This is a genomic window from Azoarcus sp. L1K30 (genome assembly GCF_018122735.1).
Lineage (GTDB): Bacteria > Pseudomonadota > Gammaproteobacteria > Burkholderiales > Rhodocyclaceae > Parazoarcus.
On record NZ_JAGRRD010000001.1, the window covers coordinates 1,472,120 to 1,491,739 of the forward strand.

Below are 19,620 nucleotides of genomic sequence, written 5' to 3' on the forward strand. Positions count from 1 at the left end.
TCGACGCCGGGCCCGGGCACCATCACCCCAGATGGGTATGACGCTTGCCGAGCGCGCCGGCATCCATCGACGCCAGACCCCGCAATATGCCGCAGGTATCGAGCGCCCGCTCCGACGGACATTGCTGACGCAGCGCACTCAGCTGCTGCTTGAGATCGGTGAGTTCGCGAATACGCCGGTCGACATGGCCGATGTGTTCATCAACGAGATCATTGACAGCGCCGCATCCTGCGTCAGGCGCATCCATTAACGCAAGCAAGGCACGAATCTCGTCGTGCGCCATGTCAAGTGCGCGGCAGTTTCGAATGAATCGCAAGCGCTCCAGATGGCCATCGCCATAGCTGCGATAGTTGCTCGGGCTTCTTTCCGCCGCCGGGAGCAGGCCTTCCTTCTCGTAGTAGCGGATGGTTTCTGCCGAGCATTTTGCCTTGCTGGCCAGTTCGCCGATCTTCATGTCGATCTCCGGAAATCACACTTGACCTTGAAGTGGCTTCAAGGTCTTGAATAGCGACATACGATGACACCCGGGGCGCAATCATGTCCACTTGCTGCAATCAAGATTCCGCGCCGCACTCGGCGGCACCACCAGCACACGAGCAGCCTGAGCCCGACTTGACGCAGGGGCATTCGCAGCACGGTCAACACACCCCTGCGGCACCGGCCACAGGCGGCTGTTGCGGGTGTGGCACGTCCGCGCCTGCGCAGCCTTTGGGACCCGTGCCCGCGACAAAGGTTGCAGGCGGCGTCCGCAGCACCCTGCGCATCCTGCAGATGGATTGCCCCACCGAAGAAGCCCTGATCCGCAACAGGCTCGCCACGATGCCCGCAGTCGGGAACCTGGATTTCAACCTCATGCAGAGAACGCTGACGGTCGACCATACGCCCGACGCCCTTGATGCCGTCCTCGACGCGGTGCGTTCGCTGGGTTTCGAACCCGAATTGACAGCGCCCGGCCAGCGCGCCCGGCCGGTCGACGAAAGCCCCCCGCTCCGGTGGTGGCCGCTGGCGGCCGCCGGCATGTTGGCACTCGCCGCGGAGGCGCTCGACTGGTTCGGTCAGCCTGCCTTGCTCGCCGCCGCATGCGCGCTGGCTGCCATTGCCATCAGCGGTACCGGCACCTACCGCAAGGGCTGGATCGCCATCCGCAACGGCAACCTCAATATCAATGCCCTGATGAGCATCGCGGTCACCGGCGCCATGTTGCTGGGCGAATGGCCCGAAGCCGCGATGGTGATGGTGCTGTTCTCCGTTGCCGAAGTCATCGAGGCACGCTCGCTCGATCGCGCGCGCAACGCGATCAGGGGGCTGATGCAACTCGTGCCGCCGAGCGCGAGCGTGGTGAACACCGATGGTAGCGTGACACGGATCGATGCCGCCGCGGTGGCCGTCGGACAAGTGGTTCGCGTCCGCCCCGGCGAACGCGTGGGCCTCGACGGCATCGTCATCAATGGCCGTTCGACGCTGAACCAGGCCCCCATCAGCGGCGAGAGCCTGCCGATAGACAAGGGCCCCGGCGACACGGTCTTTGCCGGCTCCATCAATGAGTCGGGCGCCTTCGACTATCGCGTCACCGCTGCGGCGAACGACACCATGCTTGCCCGCATCATCCATGCGGTGGAAGAGGCGCAAGGGGCGAAAGCGCCGACCCAGCGCTTCATCGATCGCTTCGCGCGCGTCTACACCCCGGTCGTGTTCGCGCTTGCGCTCGCGGTCGCGGTGCTTCCCCCGGTCTTCGCCGCAGCCGACTGGCATGAATGGATCTACAAGGCACTGGTGCTCCTCGTCATTGCCTGCCCCTGCGCACTGGTGATCTCGACCCCGGTCACCATTGTCAGCGGCCTCGCTGCCGCTGCCCGCCACGGCATTCTGATCAAGGGCGGCGTCTATCTGGAGAACGGCAGAAAGCTGGCGTGGCTGGCCTTCGACAAGACCGGCACCCTGACCCACGGCAAACCCGAACAAACCGACTTCGAGTCCATCGGCGACGTTGACGCCGAACGCTGTCTGCGCTTGGCAGCCAGCCTCTCGGAACGCTCGGACCATCCTGTTTCGCAGGCCATCGTGCGCGCAGCCGCAGCGGCCGGCGTGACGCCTGAGCAGGTCGAATCCTTCGAGGCCGTTGGCGGTCGTGGCGTCAGGGCGACGATAGACGGCGCCCGCTATGCGCTTGGCAATCATCGCATGCTGCACGAACAGGCCCTGTGCTCGGACGCGCTCGAGGCACGCGTGGACATGCTCGAGCGCCAGGGCAAGACCGTCGTCGCGCTGTTCGACGACGCGCGCGTACTCGGCCTGTTCGCCGTGGCCGACACGCTCAAGGACAGCAGCCTGGCCGCCGTTGCCGAGCTGCATCGACTGGGCGTGAAAACGCTGATGCTCAGCGGCGACAACCCGCACACCGTGCAGGCGATTGCGCACGCGCTGGGGATCGACGAAGCCCGCGGCAACCTGCTCCCCGCCGACAAGCTGGCGGCAATCGAGCACCTGGCGGCACAAGGCATGGTGGGCATGGCTGGTGACGGTATCAACGACGCCCCTGCGATCGCGCGTGCGGACATCGGCTTCGCCATGGGCGCCATGGGCACGGATACCGCCATCGAAACGGCGGACGTTGCCCTGATGGATGACGATCTGGGCAAGATCGCCACCTTCGTCCGCCTGTCGCGATCCACTCACGCGCTGCTGGTGCAGAACATTGCGCTGGCGCTGGGCATCAAGGCGGTCTTCCTGTTGCTCACCCTTGCCGGCATGAGCACGATGTGGATGGCGGTGTTCGCCGATATGGGCGCCAGCCTGATCGTGGTGGGCAACGGCCTGCGGCTGCTGCGCAAGGGATGATGTCGCGCGCCTGTCCCGGCGCGCTTGCGCACGGACTCAGCGCCCGACGATCAGGCGTGCACCGAGCAGCACGAAGATGCCGCCGGCCGCACGATCCAGCCACAACGCCAGTCGCGGCCGACGCGCCAGGCGCTCGCCGATCGCCCCCGAGAACCAGCCGATCAGGGCAAAGATCAGCGCCGCCTGCACCGTGAACACCACGCCAAGCTGCATGATCTGCCAACCTGTATGCCCACGCGCACCGTCGACGAACTGTGGCAGGAAGGCGAGAAAGAACAGGATCACCTTCGGATTGATGGCATTGGCTAACAGCCCCCTGAAAAAGAGGCGCCTTGCGCTTTCATCGGCCGCTGCAGGCGCCGCACCGGGCCCCGCGAGCGCACGCGCCCCCAGTATGGCGCGCACGCCAAGCCACACCAGATAGAGACCACCGGCGACCTTGAGCGCCATGAAGGCAGTCTGCGAGGCTGCGATCACGGCACTGACGCCCAGTGCAGCCAATACCGAATGGTTGAGACATCCGGCGCCGCAACCCAGTCCGAACGCCACGCCCAAACGGCGCCCGCGCGCAATGCCGAGGCTCAGGACCATCAGGTTATCGGGGCCGGGCGCCAGTGTGATCAGAATCGAGGCGGCCAGGAAGGCAGCAAACTGCTGCACCGTGATCAAGGTATCCATGACAATCCTCCCGCCTGGCCACCCTCGCGTAACCCGGGCGCAAAAACGACAAGGCCAGCTCCGAAGAACTGGCCCAAGCGCTTGATTTTACTGGTGCCCCCGGCAGGAATCGAACCCGCGACCTTCGGTTTACAAAACCGCTGCTCTACCGACTGAGCTACAAGGGCATTGCATCAGGCCGCGGATTATAGCCGAACTGTCGCGACATGCCAGCAATGCGTGGCCACCTCGCTCCACATCGGAATGTGCGCGCAAGGCTTTTCTTTTTCCGATAACTGTATAAAATTACAGTTATCGGGGCGACACACAGGCTCGCCGGAATTCCCCCGCGAAAGGAGAGACGCGATGACACCACGAATCAATCAGCTGTTGATGGGGTTTGGCCTGCTGGCGGGGCTGCTGCTGGGCACGGGAAATACTGGCGGGGGTGTCGCGATGGCGATCGCCGGCGCGGCGGGCGCATGGCTGATGCGCACGCGGCCAGGTCAGGAACGCAGCCTTTGGTGAGTAACCTGGAGCGAATCAGCGCTTTAGCGGAATGGGGGTCGCACCATCAACGGCAACAGCGGTCACGCTGTTCTTGGGACTGCCATCGACAAGTTTGTCTGAATAGGTGAGATACACCAGCACATTGCGGCGGGCATCCACCATGCGCACGACTTGCAGGCGTTTGAAGAGCACGGAGAGGCGCTCGGAAAAGACCTCTTCCTGCTGCGGGATGGGCTCGCGAAAGCGAATCGGACCGACCTGCCGACAGGCGATCGACGCCTCCGACAGATCCTCCGCCAACCCGACCGCTCCTGACAGACCGCCGGTCTTGGCACGCGACACGTAGCAGGTGACCCCTTCGACGCGTGGATCGTCATAGGCCTCGACCACCACCTTGTGATTGGGCCCGATAAGTTTCCACACCGTCGACACATCGCCGATCTTCTCTGCGTATACGACCGAGGCACCCAACATGGCACCCAGCAACACTGCTACGCGAAGCAGATGGCGAGAACGGGTCATTTGCCGAATTTGCTCATCAATTGTTGAAGCTTTTCGTCCCGGCGACGTTCAGCCTCTTCGCGCTTGCGCTCGGCCTCTTCGGCCTCGCGCTTCGCGCGTTGCTGTTTTGCCACCGCAGCAAAGCGCTCCTTGAGCGTCGCCGATGCGTGCGCGCGCTGCTCCTCTGTCACCTCACCGGCCACATTGCCGTCGAAGTCGAAGCGCTCGGTCGCTTTCTCCATTGCTTTCAAGTAGCGGGTAGACGCCGTGTGCATGCGCAGCGCAGAGCGCAACGTGCGTTTCTCGAACTCGGGAAAGCGCTCGAGAATATTGGTATCGATGCGAATCGCCAGCGGCTTGCATTCCCGAAACGTGGGCGATTGTTCCTGCAATTTCTGCAAGAGCGCCCGGGGCTCGAGGGAGGTCTTCGGAGAGGGTGCTTCGTTCGTCATGGTGCGGCAATGTTCGGCTTGGAGCCAGCATTCTACCTGAGCCATCTGCCGACATTGGCGGTTTGATCGCACAGCGGACGATCCGTGCGGGCGATACGTCGCATCAGGGCAACGCAATGGGCGGAACCTTGCGCGCCTGTCGTCGTCTGTGCCGTAGGGGATGCCGCGATTGCACCGGATGAACATTAACCCATGCTAATATTCTCGCGTTCGTCGATTCGTCATCACTGCCTTTCTGGACTACCGACATGGAAAAACGCTGGAAGCGCCTACCAGGATCGCGGATCGAGCCTGCCGGATCCGAGCGCAAAGTGCTGCGCAGACTCCCGGTGATTGCACTGGCGGGCACCGCGTTGTGCGTCGCCGTCTCGCTCGTGGCACGCCTCGTGTGGTGGGGTGAAACGGCCGACGAAATTCTGCGCACACTGCAGATGATAGATATCTGGGTGGTCGCGGCCATCGTATTGCACTGGACCGTGGTACTCACCGTTGCAATCTTCTGCTTCATCATCTTCGTCATGAAGGGCCCGGCCTACGTCGCCGATGGCTATGACCTCCCCGACACGAACGCCCCGCGCTGAGCCGTGCCATCGGCCGAAATCCTGGGAGCGCACTGCGGTCGAACCCCTGTTCATCAATCCAACCATTCACACAGGATATCCATGAAGTCAGCTCACGATCTGGTAAGCGCAGCAAAATCGCGAATTGAGGAAATCTCCGTTGAAAACGCAGAGGGCCTGATCAGGGATGCCGACGTCGTCATCGACGTTCGCGAAGCCGACGAGTTTGCGGCAGGCCACATTCCGGGTGCGATCCACATCCCCCGCGGCTTGCTCGAATTCAAGATGAGCGGCACCCCGGAACTGGCCGCACGCGACCTCGGCATCATCGTCTATTGCAAGACGAGCGGCCGGGCGGCCCTTGCCGCCTGTGCGCTGGCCGAAATGGGCTATCTTTCCGTCCGCTCCATTGCCGGCGGCTTCGACGCCTGGTCTGCCGCCGGCAAACCCGTGATCAAACCGGCATTGCCAAGCTTCGAATAGTCTCATCCCCTTCGCGCTGGGCCCGACCCAAGGCCCAGGCGCGCCGGTCGAAGCAGACGAGGGTCACGACCGGCATCCGCATCTCGGTCTGCCCCCTGTGACACTCGATGGCCACCCTTGGCCAATTGTTGCGATCGCGCAACTGCGGCTTCGCCTGCCGCCTTCGACCGTTTTGGCTCGATACTGTGCAAGCGCCACAGCCTGCCCGCAAGGACGTTGCGGCACGGCGCCCACCCCGTTCGCCAACTGCTTACGTGCGGCGCCCGACGGGCAACCTGCCGGCGATGCGGTAAAATGCCGCGTTTTTCGCCCCGGGGCCGCCGCCCTCCTCCAACGGAAGTAGACCCACTTTGAAAACCCGGCAAGAAAACGCGCCCGCGGCCGACGACTTTCCCGGCCACACGCCAATGATGGTCCAGTATCTGCGCATCAAGACGCAGCACCCGGACACCCTGCTGTTTTATCGCATGGGCGACTTCTACGAACTCTTCTTCGACGATGCCGAAAAAGCGGCCCGACTGCTCGACATCACGCTGACGACCCGCGGCCAGTCCGCGGGCAAGCCGATCAAGATGGCCGGGGTGCCGTTCCATGCAGTCGAGCAATACCTGACCCGCTTGGTCAAGCTGGGCGAATCGGTGGTGATTGCGGAGCAGGTCGGCGAACCGGGCGCCACCAAGGGACCGATGGAGCGCGCGGTCAGCCGCATCGTGACGCCCGGCACACTCACCGATGCCGCGCTGCTCGACGAGCGTCGCGACGCACTGCTGCTATCGGCGAACCTTCACCGCGGCGTGCTCGGCCTGGCCTGGCTCAATCTTGCCAATGGCGATCTGCGGCTGATGGAATGCCCGGCCGAGTCGCTGCAAGCCCAGTTCGAGCGCCTGCGCCCGGCCGAAGTGCTGATTCCGGACGGCCTCTCGCTGCCCTTGATGGAGCAGCTTTCCCCCGCACTTCGCCGGCTCGCCGACTGGCAGTTCGACGCCGAAACCGGCGTGCGGCTGCTTACGGGCCACTTTGCCACCCGCGATCTCGCCGGGTTTGGTGTGGACGAACTGCCGGTCGCACTCGGCGCCGCGGCCGCACTCTACGACTACGCCAAGACCACCCAGCGCCAGAGCCTGACCCATATCACCGGCCTGACCGTGGAACGCGAGTCGGAATATCTCCGCCTCGACGCCGCGACCCGCCGCAATCTCGAGCTAACCGAGACCCTGCGCGGCGAAAGCGCACCCACGCTGCTGTCGCTGCTCGACACCTGCGTCACCAGCATGGGTTCGCGCTGGATGCGCCACGCGCTGCATCATCCGCTGCGCGACCGCAATCTGCCGGCAGCCCGTCATCAGGCCGTAGCCGAACTCGTCGGCGACGGCAACGGGGAGATCGCCTCGGCCGTACGCGGTGCCCTGCGCGGCGTGGCAGATGTCGACCGGATCACCGCGCGCATTGCCCTGCGCAGCGCGCGCCCACGCGATCTATCGGCCCTGCGCGAAAGCCTGACGCGCTTGCCTCAGCTTGCCGCAGCGCTGGCCCCGGCCCGCGCCGACCTGTTGTCGGGAATCGGTGTGGCCTTGGCGATCTCACCCGACGCGCTCGAACTGCTCGCGCGCGCGATTGCCGACGAGCCCGCAGCGATGGTGCGTGACGGCGGCGTGATCGCACCGGGTTTTGACGCCGAACTGGACGAGTTGCGCGACATCCAGACCAACTGCGGCGAATTCCTGATGGCCCTCGAGGTGCGGGAGCGCGAGCGCAGCGGCATTCCGGGCCTGAAGGTGGAATTCAACCGTGTTCACGGCTTTTACATCGAAGTCAGCCGTCTGCATGCGGACAAGGTGCCCGACGACTATCGCCGCCGCCAAACCCTGAAGAACGCCGAGCGCTACATCACCCCCGAACTCAAGGCCTTCGAGGACAAGGCGCTGTCGGCGCAGGAACGTGCGCTCACGCGCGAGAAACTCCTCTATGAACAGATTCTCGATGCCCTCGCGCAGCACATCCCGCCGCTGCAGGCCATCGCCCGCGCCCTCGCCACGCTCGACGGACTCGCCGCCTTTGCCGACGCGGCGCTTCGCTACGGTTATGTCGCACCGGTGTTCTCCGAGCAGCCCGGCGTCGCCATCGTCGGCGGACGTCACCCGGTGGTCGAGCGTCAGGTCGAGGACTTCATCCAGAACGATGCCCGGCTGGCCCCCACCCGGCGCATGCTGATGATTACCGGCCCCAACATGGGTGGTAAATCGACTTTCATGCGCCAGGTCGCGCTGATCTGCCTGCTCGCGCACGTGGGTAGTTTCGTGCCCGCCCAAAGCGCGACGCTGGGGCCACTGGACGCCATTTTCACCCGCATCGGCGCCTCGGACGACCTCGCCTCCGGACGCTCGACCTTCATGGTCGAAATGACCGAAGCTTCGGCGATCCTGCACGGCGCGACCGAGCACAGCCTGGTGCTGATGGACGAGATCGGCCGCGGCACCTCCACCTTTGACGGTCTCGCTCTCGCCTTCTCGATCGCGCGCCACCTGCTGGAGAAAAACGCCAGCCTGACACTGTTTGCCACCCACTACTTCGAACTCACCCGGCTCAATACCGAGTACCCGGAGTGCGCCAACGTGCATCTGGACGCAGTCGAACATGGTCACCGCATCGTCTTCCTGCATGCGCTGGAAGAGGGGCCGGCAAGTCAGAGCTACGGGATCGAGGTCGCCGCACTGGCGGGCATTCCGGCGTCGGTCATCCGCGACGCCAAGCGCCGCCTGCGCGCGCTGGAAAACCGCGAGATCGGCAGCGGCCCGCAGGCCGACCTCTTTGCCGCGCTGCCCGAACCGGACACCGCGCCGCTATCGCATCCGGCGCTCACCGCACTGGCCGATATCGACCCTGACAGCCTCAGCCCGCGCGAGGCGCTCGAACAACTGTATGCACTGAAGCGGATGACGACATGAGCACGCCGATCGACATTTCAGAAGAGGCCGGCGTTCGCTACCTTCATTTCGGTTCCGAATGGATACAGGGCGCGATGCGCATCCGCAAGCCCAATGCGCTGGAACTCGCCTATACCCGCGAGATGATGGCCGGCCTGCTGCTGCGCGACGGTCTTGTCGAGGATGCCGGCGAGTGGCCGCGCCGCGTCCTGCTCATTGGCCTGGGCGCGGCCTCACTGGCCCGCTTCATTCATCATCATCTGCCGCAGAGCCGGATCCAGGTGGTCGAGATTGCCCCCTCCGTGGTCGCCGCGGCGCGACAGTTCTTTCGCCTGCCGCAGGAAAGTGCCCGGCTCTCGATCCACATTGGCGACGGCGCACAATTCGTCATTGAGAAGGACACCCGTTACGACTACATCCTGGTCGACGGCTTCGACCGCAACGCTCGCGCCGGCGCGCTCGATACCCTGCCCTTCTACCAGGCCGTGCGTGCCCGCTTGTCCGACCAGGGTCTGATGTCGGTCAACCTATTCGGCCGCTCACGTGGCTACAAGGCCAGTATCGAGCGCATTCTGTCCGCCTTCGACGATCGCGCCATCGCATTTCCTTCGTGTGACAGCGGAAACGTGGTGGCCTTCGCCGCTGCCGGCGACCCCCTGAACCGTCCCATCGCCGAGCTTCGCACACGCGCCGCATCGCTCAAGACCGCAACCGGACTCGACCTGCTGCCTACGGTGACCCGCCTCGAGCAGGCCGGCAGCCTGCCCGGTGGCACGCTTTGTCTTTAAGAACTCTGCGGGTCGCGGTATTGTCCACTCTGACCGACTCCTGAATTGAAACCGGACATGCCATGAGTACATTCATTCTTGCCATCATTGTCGTCGGCATTCTGTTTGCCGCGATGGCGATCGGAGTGATCTTCGGGCGCAAGCCGATCGCTGGCAGCTGCGGCGGCCTGGGCGCGGTCGGGCTCGAATGCGAGGGCGGCTGCGAGAAGCCCTGCCCCGAGCGGCTTGCACGCATGAAAGCACAGGCCGAACAAGAACAATCACAATCCTGAACACACTTCCGGAGGCGCGATGCTCCATTCCCTGCTCGTCAAGGACTACATGATTGGCGACCACCTGGCCCTCCATCCGGAGGACGAGGTTCTGCATGCCATCCATACCCTCATCGAACACGGCCTCAGCGGTGCCCCCGTTGCCGACGACAACGGTCACCTGATCGGCTTTCTGTCCGAGAAGGATTGCCTCAAGGTCGCACTCAACGCCTCCTATTTCGAACAGCAGGCCGGACTGATCGCCGATTACATGAGCAAGAACGTGGTATCGGTCAAGGGTGACAGCAGCCTGATCGACGCCATCGAGATCTTTCTCGGGCAGTCCTATCGTTGCCTGCCGGTCGTCGAAGGCCAGCGCCTGATTGGCCAGATCTCGCGCCGCGACATCCTGAAGGGCCTGGAAAAGCTGCGGGCCAGCCACAAGACCACCCGCGTTCGCGGCTAGCCCCGGCCGCGGCGCCATCGTGGCGGCCTTGTGCGCCGCCGCCGAGCGTTCAGCGTGACCGCGCCCGATCACGCGTCCGCGGATTGCGGCGGCAGCCACAGGCACGCCCCCTTCTTCGCCATCTCGCCGAGAACGGCCTCGTGCGCCTCCAGCTCCTCCGCCGAGGCACGCAACACCATCACCGCCGGGCGTTCGACGATCAGCCCCGTCGCATCGGTGTGGGTGGCGCCCGGCTCCTCCTCAAGCGCCATGATCAGGCTTTCCTGGCCACGGGTCATCGCCAGATAGACCTCGGCCAGCAGTTCGGCATCGAGCAAGGCGCCATGCAGCGTGCGATGACCGTTGTCGATCGCGAAGCGGTCGCACAGTGCATCGAGCGACGCCTTCTTGCCCGGATTCTGCTCCTTGGCCAACTTCAAGGTATCGATGACACCGGCGCAGAGCTGGTCGATCACCGGCCGGCCGAGGAGGCTCAACTCCATGTTGAGAAAGCCGACGTCGAAGCTGGCGTTATGGATGATCAGCTCGGCGTCACGCACGAACGCCTCGAAACCCGCAGCAATTTCCGCAAACTTGGGCTTGTCGGCAAGAAACTCCAGCGAGATGCCGTGCACCGCCTCGGCCTCGGCATCAATCTGGCGCTCGGGATTGATGAACACATGGTAGTGGCGCCCGGTGAGGTTGCGGTCGAGCAACTCCACACAGCCGATTTCGATGACACGGTCACCATTGCGCCAGTCCAGCCCTGTTGTTTCGGTGTCGAGAACGATCTGTCTCATTGCTGCACCCTCGCGCCCGTCATGCCTGTACCGCCCGCCCCGCCCGGCGGACCTCGTCTACGCCACGCCGTGCCAGTTCGTCCGCGCGCTCGTTCTCCGGGTGGCCGGCATGCCCCTTCACCCATAGCCACTTCACCTGGTGCCTGGCCACCGCCTCATCGAGCATACGCCACAGGTCGGCGTTCTTCACCGGCTCCTTGGAGGCCGTCTTCCAGCCCCGCGCCTTCCAGCCATGAATCCACTCCGAGATGCCTTTCTGCACGTACTGGCTATCGGTATGCACCCGCACCACCACGGGCCGCTTGAGGAGTTCGAAAGCGCGGATCACGGCCATCATTTCCATGCGATTGTTGGTCGTCTGCGGCTCACCTCCCCAGATCTCCTTCTCATGACCACCACTGCGCAGGATCGCGCCCCAGCCTCCGGGACCGGGGTTGCCGCTACAAGCGCCATCGGTATAGATATCGACTTCTTCCATGCTTATTGAGTATTCCTTGTACTGCGGGGATGAATTTCGCGCTGTGCCACTGCGGACAAGCGCTTCGAGCGCGCACGCCCATCGTTCCAGTTCGGCATGATGACCCGTGTACCCTGCACCCGTTTGATGCCCTGCACCACGTACACCGAACCGCACACCGGCCACCAGCGCGCGCCGACGCGGTCCATCAAGCGCCACCGATCAAGCCATTTGGGCGACGTCACCGCCGGCGCGTAACAGCCGAACCTGCCCGCCTGGGTTTCAAAACCGAGCAGGGTCAGCCAGTCGCGGATGCGCGGCACCGACAGATACTGCCCGGTCCACGGCACTTCGCCCCGCTTGCGCGCCGCCAGTCTGCGCAGTCCCCACAAACTGTAGGGATTGAAACCACAGATCACGACACTGCCTTCGGGCACCAGCACCCGCTCGACCTCACGCAACACCTGATGCGGCCGTGCGGCGAACTCAAGCACGTGCGGCAGCACGACAAGGTCGAGGCTCGCACTCGCAAACGGCAAGGCATCCTCTGCCGCCACGACGGCAACCCTCCCCGCCCGGTTGCAGGCAAAGCGGAACGGCATTCGATTGGCGTGCAGCAGGTCCACGCCAGGCAATCCGAGTTGCAGGGCGTGGTAGCCAAAGATATCGGCCACCACGGTATCGAGCTGCTTCTGCTCCCACGCGAGCAGATAGCCACCCTGTGGTGTTTCCAGCCATTCCGACAAACCGGGGATTGACACGAATCGTCAGCGCTTCAAAATCATAAGAATGAACATTATCCCCCTTCCCGCCTTCAGCGATAACTACATCTGGCTCATTCACGATGACCACCATGCAGTTGTCGTGGACCCGGGCGATGCCGCCCCGGTTCTCGCCTACCTGTCCACTCACGGCCTGAGCCTGTCCGCGATACTGGTTACACACCATCATGCGGACCACGTCGGCGGCCTGCCGGCCTTACTCGAGGCCTGGCCGGTACCGGTATTCGGGCCTGCCAGCGAACACATCGCCGGCGTCAGCGAGCCGCTGTCCGACGGCGACCGCATCCGCGTTCCGGGCATCGGACTCAAACTCGAGGTGCTGGAAGTCCCGGCCCACACCGCCGGGCACATCGCCTACTACGCCCCCGGCATCCTGTTCTGCGGCGACACGCTGTTCTCGGCGGGTTGCGGGCGCCTGTTCGAGGGCACGGCGGAACAGCTCGACGTCGCCTTGCGCCGGCTCGCAGCGCTGGACCCTCACACCCGGGTCTATTGCACCCACGAATACACCTTGTCGAACCTGGCATTCGCACGCGCCGCCGAACCGGAGAACGCCGAGCGCGACCGTTACGCCGCCTATTGCGAAACCCTTCGCGCCAACGGTCGCCCGACGGTGCCGAGCACCATTGCACTGGAAAAGGACATCAACCCGTTCCTGCGCGCAGGAGAGCCGGGCGTGATTGAAACGGTCGCTCGGCACACCGGCGTCCGCCCCAAGAACACACTCGAGAGCCTGCGCGCGCTGCGCGCCTGGAAAGACACGTTCTGAAGCCGGACAAGGATGCCGCCGCGGGCGACCTAGGCAGGCATCCTTAGCCCGAGCGCGCGGGATACGGTTTCGATCACGCGCGCGGCGTTGAAGGGCTTGAGGACCATGCCCGCAGCACCGTGACCCACGACTTCGACCACCGTATTTCGGTCGCTCATCGCCGTTATCATCAAGACCTTCAGGGTCGGGAAGCGGTCGCGCAGCTCCGCCAGTACCTCCAGACCGCTGCGTCCCGGCATCATGACATCCAGGCAGACCAGGTCGGGGGCCAGTTTTTCCACCATCTCGGCCACACCTTCGCCATCGCGCGCCTCCCCGACGACCTCGAAGCCGGCCTGGCGCAAGATGGCACGCAACGAGATCCGGATGATCTCGTTGTCGTCAACAACGACGATCTTCTTCTTTCGGCTCTTCGTCACGCGCTCAGTCCTGCTTCCAGTTCAATCGCATCCGCCGCGGACACCACCCGGTTGCGCCCCAGGTCCTTCGCGCGGTACAGCGCATCGTCCGCGGCCTTGATCAAGCGCGAGATGCCCGTCTCGTCGCCTCTGCCCGGGACTGTGCTGGCCACGCCGATGCTGATCGTCACCACGCTGGCGGCAAGCGAGAAGCGATGCGTGATGCCCAGCGACTCGACGCCCTCGCGCATCAGTTCGGCCACCCCGATCGCCCCGTCGATCGCCGTCTCGGGCAGGATAGCCGCAAATTCCTCACCGCCATAGCGCGCCACGAGGTCAGTCGGTCGGCGCAGGCGCTGCTCGAGCGTGCGCGCCACCGCTTTCAGGCACTCGTCACCCACCTGATGGCCGTAATTGTCATTGAAGGGCTTGAAGCAATCCACATCGACAATCAGCAGCGAAAGGGCCTGGCCAGCACGCGAGGTCCGCCGCCATTCGCGCAGCAGCGTCTCGTCGAATCGCCGCCGGTTGGCGATGCCGGTCAAACCGTCGACCGACGACAGCCGCGTGAGCTCCCGGTTGGCGTCGTCGAGCTTGCGCGTGAGCACCAGCAGCGCCGAACGCATCTGCGCGATACGTTGCATCGCGCTCACCTTGGCCTTGAGCACCACCTCGGATACCGGCTTGACCAGATAGTCGTCACCACCGACCTCGATCGCGCGTTGCAGGTCGGCGTCGCTGGCACGCGCAGTCAGAAAGATGATCGGCGTCCAGTCGCCCGCCTCTTCAAGCTGCCGAATCCGGTGCGCCACCTCGAAACCATCCATGCCGGGCATGATGATGTCGAGCAATACCAGATCCGGTCGCTCGCGCCTGAACATCTCGATGCCGCTGGCTCCGTCCCGGGCGTGCGACGCAGACAGGCCCATCTTCGTGAGTTGGTGGCACACCAGCGTCGCACTCGTCACGGTGTCTTCGATAACCAGAACTTTCATGTCGTCCCATCGGGCACGTGGATTCTCAATTCCTCAATCCTACCAAGGGAATAGTGCCCGCGTGGCGTCTTTCGGTGTCGGGACGACAGTTTGACGCCCCTCCAGCGGGTCGATAGACTCCAGTGCTTTTCGTCGGCCGGTTCCGATGGCGAAGCTCGTCTCGCTGTTCCTGGGTGTGTTATTGCTGCTCCCTGTCGCGCTTTCAAGGCCTGCGATGGGTGCAGAGGAAGAACCGCGCCCGGCAAGCGTTGCTGTGGAGGCGGCAGAGGTGGCCCCGCCGCGGGTACTCACGCTCGATCTCACCCGCAATGCCAACGACATCTGGGATCGCATCAGACGCGGCTTCGGCATGCCCGACCTCGACAGCCCGCTTGTTTCCGAGCAACAGATCTTCTATCTCAACCGTCCGGGCTTTCTGAAGCAGGTTTTCGCCCGCGGCGGCCGGTATCTCTACTACATCGTCGATGAACTCGAACGCCGCGGCATGCCGACCGAACTGGCCCTGCTGCCGATGGTGGAAAGCAGCTACAACCCGCTCGCCTACTCGCGTTCGCACGCGTCGGGCCTGTGGCAGTTCATTCCCTCGACCGGGCGAAACTTCAACCTGACCCAGGATAACTGGGTGGATGAGCGTCGCGACGTCGTTGCCTCGACCAATGCGGCGCTCGACTACCTGCAGTCCATCTACGAGATGCATGGTGACTGGCATCTCGCACTGGCTTCCTACAATTGGGGTGAAGGCGCCGTGGGAAGGGCCATGCAACGCAACCGGGATGCAGGCCTGCCGGTGGAATACAGCGAGCTCAGGATGCCGAACGAGACGCGAAATTATGTCCCCAAGCTCCAGGCGATCAAGAACATCGTCGCTGAGCCCGAACTGTTCCACATCGAATTGCCCTATGTCGCTAACGAACAGCACTTTGTCACCCTGAACGCACCACAAGGAATCGACCTCGGCACCGCCGCCAGTCTGGCGGATATGTCTCTGGAAGAGTTCCTTGCGCTGAACCCGGGCTTCAACCGTCCTGCCATCACCACGCCCGGGCAAACACTGGTGGTGCCGGCAGACCGTGCCGCGCGATTTGCCAGCCGGCTTAGCGAGTTCGAACTCTCGGGCAAGGGCTGGCGCACCCACGAACTTGCGCCGGGGGAAAAGCCGGGGGCGGTGGCCGATCGCCACGGTCTGACCCTCGCCCAGTTGTTGCAACTCAATGGTTTATCATCGGGCAGTCGAATCAATCCCGGCTATACACTGCTCGTTCCGGACGGTATCGACCCCAGTGGTGCCCTCGCCGCCAGCCGATTGCTGCCGGCCAATGCCCGCCTCGCGTCCGCACCGACCATCAAGTTGAGCACCGGCAACATTGCCTCGACCCCGGACAGGAGCTCGACACGGAAGACCGCCGCCGCAAGGGCGTCGAAGTCCAAAGACAAGTCCGGTTCGGGTCCGGCCAGGAAGAAATCAACCAAGTCCGGCACCAGCGCCGCCGTCACCCGGCAGACGAAGTCGGGCTCGGCAAGCGCTAACCCGCCGAAACCTTCCATTGCGAAACCGGTGACAACAACGCCATCCAAGGCGAAATCGCCGGCCAGCAGCAATGGCAAGCCAAAGCCGACGGAATCCCCGAAGAAGCGCTGACCCTGTCAGCCTTTCCGTCAACGGCACGGTCGCACGCGAGCCGGATCGAGGCGCATTCAATATGCGATTTCACCCCTGTTCGCACGGCGTCGGAGGATCGCAACCCGCGTCGGCAACGACGCGGGACCCGGGGCAGCTGAAAGTGCGGCATATTGATGTCAATGGCATTTTTTGACATGCATCAAGGAATGAAGATCAACTGAAATCGCGCTATTGAAAGGCGATCTGCTGTGCTATCGTTGATATGAAATCACGCCCGGAGAGGCGGCGATGAGGTGTAGTGAATTCGATTCACAAACGAGGAGGAAATCCATGGCGACGAATAAGCAGGATCAGTTCAACGAGCTCCAGAAAAAAAACCTGGAAGCGGCCATGCGGCTGGCTCAGCTCTCAATCGAGAACTCCCAGCGCGTGATGGAGATTCAGGTCGCAACGGCAAAATCCCTGTTCGAGGAAGGCGTGCAGAATGCGAAGGCGCTCACCGCCGTCAAGGATCCGAAGGAAGCTGTGGAGTTGCGCACCCAATATGCACAGACCACAACCGAGAAGATGCTCTCCTGCGCGCGCGAGATCGCCAACATTACGACCAAGACCCAAGCCGAAGTCGGCAAGCTGGTCGGCGAACAACTGAGCACAGGCAGTCATGACGTGTTCGAAGCCATGCAGAAGATGTTCCAGGGCATTCCGATTACCGACCAGAATGCAATGGGCGCAATGCAGACGGCCATGGATACCGCGCGCGCCGCATTCGAGCAGATGACGCGCGCCTCGAGCGAGGCCTTCCAGGCGTTCTCGCAGAACAGCTCCGGCAAGGGCCGCAAGTAATCCCTGTTAGCGGGAGCATCACCCAGAGGGCGCCTCAGGGCGCCCTTTCTCATATCCGCGCGGACACGAAACCGGCCTTCACCGTCTTTGATCGATGTCGTCCCAGTCTTCGGCCCATCGCGCTGCCGCAGTATCATCGGCATCGCGCGCGTCGACCCAGCGGGCACCTTGCGGCGTCTCCTCCCGCTTCCAGAAAGGTGCGCGTGTCTTGAGGTAATCCATGATGAACTCGCACGCCGCAAACGCCTCGCCGCGGTGTGCGCCGGCAACGCCGACGAACACGATCTGATCGCCCGGCGCCAATGTGCCGAAGCGATGGATGATGCGCACCGCATCGAGCATCCAGCGTCCCCGCGCTTCGTCCTCGATCTCTTCGAGCGCCTGTTCGGTCATGCCCGGGTAATGTTCCAGCGCCATCGCCGATACGCTGAGCCCATCGTTCACATCGCGCACGAGCCCCACGAAGCTCGCCACTGCGCCGACGGTCGGGCGCCCCGCCGACAAGGCAGCAATCTCGGCGCCGGTATCGAAATCCGCTTCTTGCACGCTCACGCTCATGATTCAACCTCCGGTCACGGGCGGAAAGAACGCGACCTCGTCTCCAGCCGCCAATACCGCCTCCGGGTCGGCCATGCGCTGATTGAGCGCGGCACGAACGTTGCGCCCCGCACCAAGCGCCTGCCACGACTCGCCACGCGAAGCCAGAAAGGCGCGCAGGGCGCCCAGCGTGGTCACCTCGGCCGACAGCTCGAGCTCTTCACGGCTGCAACCGAGTGCTTCGCGCAGGCTGGCAAAATACAGGATCTTCACTTTCATCGCCTTCACCATAGCAAATCGCCGTAGGGCAGGAAACGCACCCGCTCACCGCGCGCAACCTTCGTGTCCGCGGGAATATCGACCAGACCGTTGGCCCACACCGTCGAATTGAGGGCTGCGGCCCCCTGATTGGCAAACAACTCGACCGTTCCCTCCGTGGTCATGCGTGCGCGCAGGAATTCGCGCCTGCGGTCCGGACGTGTCCAGTCGAAAGCGGCTGTCAGGGTGACGGCTTGCGGCTGCGCTTGATGTACTCCCTGGGTGGCGAGAATGAAAGGGCGCACCATCAGCAGGAAGGTGACGAAACTCGATACCGGATTGCCCGGCAGGCCAATAAAGGCCGCGCCGTGTACCCGGCCATAGGCAAGCGGCTTGCCCGGCTTCATCGCTATCTTCCACATGTCCAGGCTGCCTTCGGCCTCGACCGCCGGCTTGACATGATCTTCCTCACCCACCGACACCCCGCCGCTGGTCAGGATCAGATCGTTACCCTGCGCCGCCTCGCGCAGCACGCGTCGCGTCGCCTCGAGATTATCCGGCACGATCCCCAGGTCGGTGACTTCGCAGCCCAGCTGGCCGAGCAGCGCGCGCAACATGAAGCGATTGGAGTTGTAGATGCCACCCGGCGGCAAGGGCTGGCCCGGCATCACCAACTCACTGCCGGTCGAAAACACCGCCACCTTCATCCGCCGCACCACCGGCAGACGGGCCAGACCGACCGATGCGGCAAGGGCCAGCTCCTGCGGGCGCAAACGCGTGCCGGCGGCAAGCACGTCGGTGCCAGAAGCGATGTCCTCACCTGCGCGACGCACCGCTTCGCCTTCGCGCGGCACATGATTGATGATCACCGCGTCGCCATCATGTTCACAAAGCTCCTGCATGACCACTGCATCCGCCCCTGTCGGCAACGGTGCCCCGGTGAAGATGCGGGCTGCGGTGCCGTGCGTGAGCGCGTGACCGACCGAGCCGGCAGGCACGCGCTGGCTCACCGGCAGACGCGTGCCGGGCACCGGCACGTCCACCGTCCTGACGGCATAGCCGTCCATGGCCGAGTTGTCCATCGGCGGTTGATCGATCGGCGAATGCTGGGCCACGGCGAGCACCCGCCCGGCCGCCATCATGGTGTCGATTTCGTCGATCTCACGTAGCGGGCGTGCAAAGCTCAGCATGCGGCTGAGCGCTTCGTCAAAGGTAAGCATGTTCGTGTTCATCGGGCTTCCGGATAGTCGAGTATGAATTGAACCACTGCTGCCGGATCGTTGAGCGCCAGCAGCGGTACCGGGCAATCAATATCCACGTCGCTCGCGACCGCGACCACATGCGGATTCTCCGGCCACAGCGGTGGTTTGCCAATTGCAGGGCGGTGGATCTCGATCTTGGGCACCGCAGCCGCCTTGTAGCCTTCGATCAGCACGACGTCGCAAGGCGCCAGAATACGCAACTGCTCTTCGAGCGTGGGTTCGGCGCGTCCGCGCAACTCGTGCATCAACACCCAGCGCTCGTTCGACAACATCAGCACCTGAGTGGCTCCCGCTTCACGGTGACGAAAGGAGTCCTTTCCCGGACGATCGAGATCGAAACCATGGTGGGCATGTTTGATGACCGATACGCGCAATCCACGTCCGGTGAGTTCGGGGATCAATTTTTCGACCAGTGTGGTCTTTCCCGAGCCGGACCAGCCGGCGATACCGAATACTTTCATCGCTCTGCGTCAGCGCGACGCCACAGTT

General features: G+C 63.7%; 24 protein-coding genes and 1 tRNA gene. 11 read left to right on the top strand and 14 right to left on the bottom strand.

Going from position 1 to position 19,620, the window contains the following annotated elements; translation table 11 throughout:
* Window positions 1-22: 22 nt before the first annotated feature.
* Complete coding sequence (gene cadR / locus J5J83_RS06620) at window positions 23-454, bottom strand: Cd(II)/Pb(II)-responsive transcriptional regulator (protein WP_249115640.1); 432 nt, start codon at window positions 452-454, stop codon at window positions 23-25.
* Between the two features lie 263 nt (window positions 455-717).
* Here cadR and J5J83_RS06625 point away from each other — a divergent pair, with 263 nt between their 5' ends.
* Window positions 718-2,838: a heavy metal translocating P-type ATPase gene (locus J5J83_RS06625; protein ID WP_349251867.1), complete on the top strand. Its 2,121-nt coding sequence runs from the start codon at window positions 718-720 to the stop codon at window positions 2,836-2,838.
* Between the two features lie 36 nt (window positions 2,839-2,874).
* Here the strand turns inward: J5J83_RS06625 and J5J83_RS06630 are convergent, their stop codons facing one another.
* Window positions 2,875-3,516, bottom strand: a complete 642-nt coding sequence (locus J5J83_RS06630; RefSeq protein ID WP_212346873.1) for a LysE family translocator — start codon at window positions 3,514-3,516, stop codon at window positions 2,875-2,877.
* A gap of 91 nt (window positions 3,517-3,607) precedes the next feature.
* A tRNA-Thr gene (locus J5J83_RS06635) sits at window positions 3,608-3,683 on the bottom strand.
* A 178-nt stretch (window positions 3,684-3,861) separates the two neighbouring features.
* On the opposite strand from J5J83_RS06635, the gene J5J83_RS06640 reads away from it, so the two are divergent.
* Entirely contained in the window at window positions 3,862-4,023 is a 162-nt protein-coding gene (locus J5J83_RS06640) for a hypothetical protein (protein ID WP_212346876.1), read from the top strand.
* Window positions 4,024-4,038: 15 nt separating this feature from the next.
* Here the strand turns inward: J5J83_RS06640 and J5J83_RS06645 are convergent, their stop codons facing one another.
* Window positions 4,039-4,479, bottom strand: a complete 441-nt coding sequence (locus tag J5J83_RS06645) for a CreA family protein (protein WP_249115914.1) — start codon at window positions 4,477-4,479, stop codon at window positions 4,039-4,041.
* Between the two features lie 44 nt (window positions 4,480-4,523).
* Window positions 4,524-4,958 (bottom strand): ProQ/FinO family protein, encoded by a 435-nt coding sequence (locus J5J83_RS06650; RefSeq protein WP_212352860.1) that lies wholly within the window; start codon window positions 4,956-4,958, stop codon window positions 4,524-4,526.
* 248 nt (window positions 4,959-5,206) lie between these two features.
* Here J5J83_RS06650 and J5J83_RS06655 point away from each other — a divergent pair, with 248 nt between their 5' ends.
* The 6 genes from J5J83_RS06655 (at window position 5,207) to J5J83_RS06680 (ending at window position 10,430) form a co-directional block, all read left to right on the top strand.
* Window positions 5,207-5,539 (top strand): hypothetical protein, encoded by a 333-nt coding sequence (locus tag J5J83_RS06655; protein ID WP_212346881.1) that lies wholly within the window; start codon window positions 5,207-5,209, stop codon window positions 5,537-5,539.
* An 81-nt stretch (window positions 5,540-5,620) separates the two neighbouring features.
* Entirely contained in the window at window positions 5,621-6,001 is a 381-nt protein-coding gene (locus J5J83_RS06660; RefSeq protein ID WP_212346883.1) for a rhodanese-like domain-containing protein, read from the top strand.
* A 407-nt stretch (window positions 6,002-6,408) separates the two neighbouring features.
* On the top strand, window positions 6,409-8,946 hold the full coding sequence (gene mutS, locus J5J83_RS06665; protein ID WP_212346885.1) for a DNA mismatch repair protein MutS: 2,538 nt from the start codon (window positions 6,409-6,411) through the stop codon (window positions 8,944-8,946).
* On the top strand, window positions 8,943-9,713 hold the full coding sequence (locus J5J83_RS06670; protein WP_212346887.1) for a fused MFS/spermidine synthase: 771 nt from the start codon (window positions 8,943-8,945) through the stop codon (window positions 9,711-9,713). The genes mutS and J5J83_RS06670 overlap by 4 nt, the downstream gene beginning before the upstream one ends.
* Before the next feature lie 62 nt (window positions 9,714-9,775).
* The gene (gene nqrM / locus J5J83_RS06675; protein WP_212346889.1) at window positions 9,776-9,985 is read left to right on the top strand and encodes a (Na+)-NQR maturation NqrM; all 210 of its coding nucleotides are present in this window, start codon (window positions 9,776-9,778) and stop codon (window positions 9,983-9,985) included.
* Window positions 9,986-10,004: 19 nt separating this feature from the next.
* Window positions 10,005-10,430, top strand: a complete 426-nt coding sequence (locus J5J83_RS06680; protein WP_212346892.1) for a CBS domain-containing protein — start codon at window positions 10,005-10,007, stop codon at window positions 10,428-10,430.
* Between the two features lie 68 nt (window positions 10,431-10,498).
* Here the strand turns inward: J5J83_RS06680 and dnaQ are convergent, their stop codons facing one another.
* The 3 genes from dnaQ to J5J83_RS06695 are packed head-to-tail and all read right to left on the bottom strand — an operon-like array spanning window position 10,499 to window position 12,427.
* Complete coding sequence (gene dnaQ / locus J5J83_RS06685) at window positions 10,499-11,209, bottom strand: DNA polymerase III subunit epsilon (RefSeq protein ID WP_212346895.1); 711 nt, start codon at window positions 11,207-11,209, stop codon at window positions 10,499-10,501.
* 19 nt (window positions 11,210-11,228) lie between these two features.
* Window positions 11,229-11,687 (bottom strand): ribonuclease HI, encoded by a 459-nt coding sequence (gene rnhA / locus J5J83_RS06690; protein WP_212346897.1) that lies wholly within the window; start codon window positions 11,685-11,687, stop codon window positions 11,229-11,231.
* Window positions 11,688-11,689: 2 nt separating this feature from the next.
* Complete coding sequence (locus J5J83_RS06695; RefSeq protein ID WP_212346900.1) at window positions 11,690-12,427, bottom strand: class I SAM-dependent methyltransferase; 738 nt, start codon at window positions 12,425-12,427, stop codon at window positions 11,690-11,692.
* 28 nt (window positions 12,428-12,455) lie between these two features.
* Here J5J83_RS06695 and gloB point away from each other — a divergent pair, with 28 nt between their 5' ends.
* Entirely contained in the window at window positions 12,456-13,217 is a 762-nt protein-coding gene (gene gloB / locus J5J83_RS06700; RefSeq protein ID WP_212346902.1) for a hydroxyacylglutathione hydrolase, read from the top strand.
* A gap of 29 nt (window positions 13,218-13,246) precedes the next feature.
* Here the strand turns inward: gloB and J5J83_RS06705 are convergent, their stop codons facing one another.
* Both J5J83_RS06705 and J5J83_RS06710 read right to left on the bottom strand, forming a co-directional pair.
* On the bottom strand, window positions 13,247-13,636 hold the full coding sequence (locus J5J83_RS06705) for a response regulator (protein WP_212346904.1): 390 nt from the start codon (window positions 13,634-13,636) through the stop codon (window positions 13,247-13,249).
* A complete protein-coding gene (locus J5J83_RS06710) occupies window positions 13,633-14,610 on the bottom strand; it encodes a diguanylate cyclase (RefSeq protein WP_212346906.1) in 978 nt (325 codons plus the stop codon). Before J5J83_RS06710 ends, J5J83_RS06705 begins: the two co-directional genes overlap by 4 nt.
* A 145-nt stretch (window positions 14,611-14,755) precedes the next feature.
* Between J5J83_RS06710 and J5J83_RS06715 the strand changes: the two genes are divergently transcribed.
* Both J5J83_RS06715 and J5J83_RS06720 read left to right on the top strand, forming a co-directional pair.
* A complete protein-coding gene (locus tag J5J83_RS06715; protein ID WP_212346908.1) occupies window positions 14,756-16,249 on the top strand; it encodes a transglycosylase SLT domain-containing protein in 1,494 nt (497 codons plus the stop codon).
* 312 nt (window positions 16,250-16,561) lie between these two features.
* Complete coding sequence (locus J5J83_RS06720) at window positions 16,562-17,074, top strand: phasin family protein (RefSeq protein ID WP_212346910.1); 513 nt, start codon at window positions 16,562-16,564, stop codon at window positions 17,072-17,074.
* A gap of 78 nt (window positions 17,075-17,152) precedes the next feature.
* Here the strand turns inward: J5J83_RS06720 and moaE are convergent, their stop codons facing one another.
* The 4 genes from moaE to mobB are packed head-to-tail and all read right to left on the bottom strand — an operon-like array spanning window position 17,153 to window position 19,592.
* Window positions 17,153-17,632: a molybdopterin synthase catalytic subunit MoaE gene (gene moaE, locus J5J83_RS06725; RefSeq protein ID WP_212346912.1), complete on the bottom strand. Its 480-nt coding sequence runs from the start codon at window positions 17,630-17,632 to the stop codon at window positions 17,153-17,155.
* A 3-nt stretch (window positions 17,633-17,635) separates the two neighbouring features.
* A complete protein-coding gene (gene moaD, locus J5J83_RS06730; protein WP_212346914.1) occupies window positions 17,636-17,890 on the bottom strand; it encodes a molybdopterin converting factor subunit 1 in 255 nt (84 codons plus the stop codon).
* A 5-nt stretch (window positions 17,891-17,895) separates the two neighbouring features.
* Window positions 17,896-19,101, bottom strand: coding sequence for a gephyrin-like molybdotransferase Glp (glp, locus tag J5J83_RS06735; protein ID WP_212346917.1), 1,206 nt, complete (start codon window positions 19,099-19,101; stop codon window positions 17,896-17,898).
* A complete protein-coding gene (gene mobB, locus J5J83_RS06740) occupies window positions 19,098-19,592 on the bottom strand; it encodes a molybdopterin-guanine dinucleotide biosynthesis protein B (protein WP_212346919.1) in 495 nt (164 codons plus the stop codon). Before mobB ends, glp begins: the two co-directional genes overlap by 4 nt.
* Window positions 19,593-19,620: the final 28 nt, after the last annotated feature.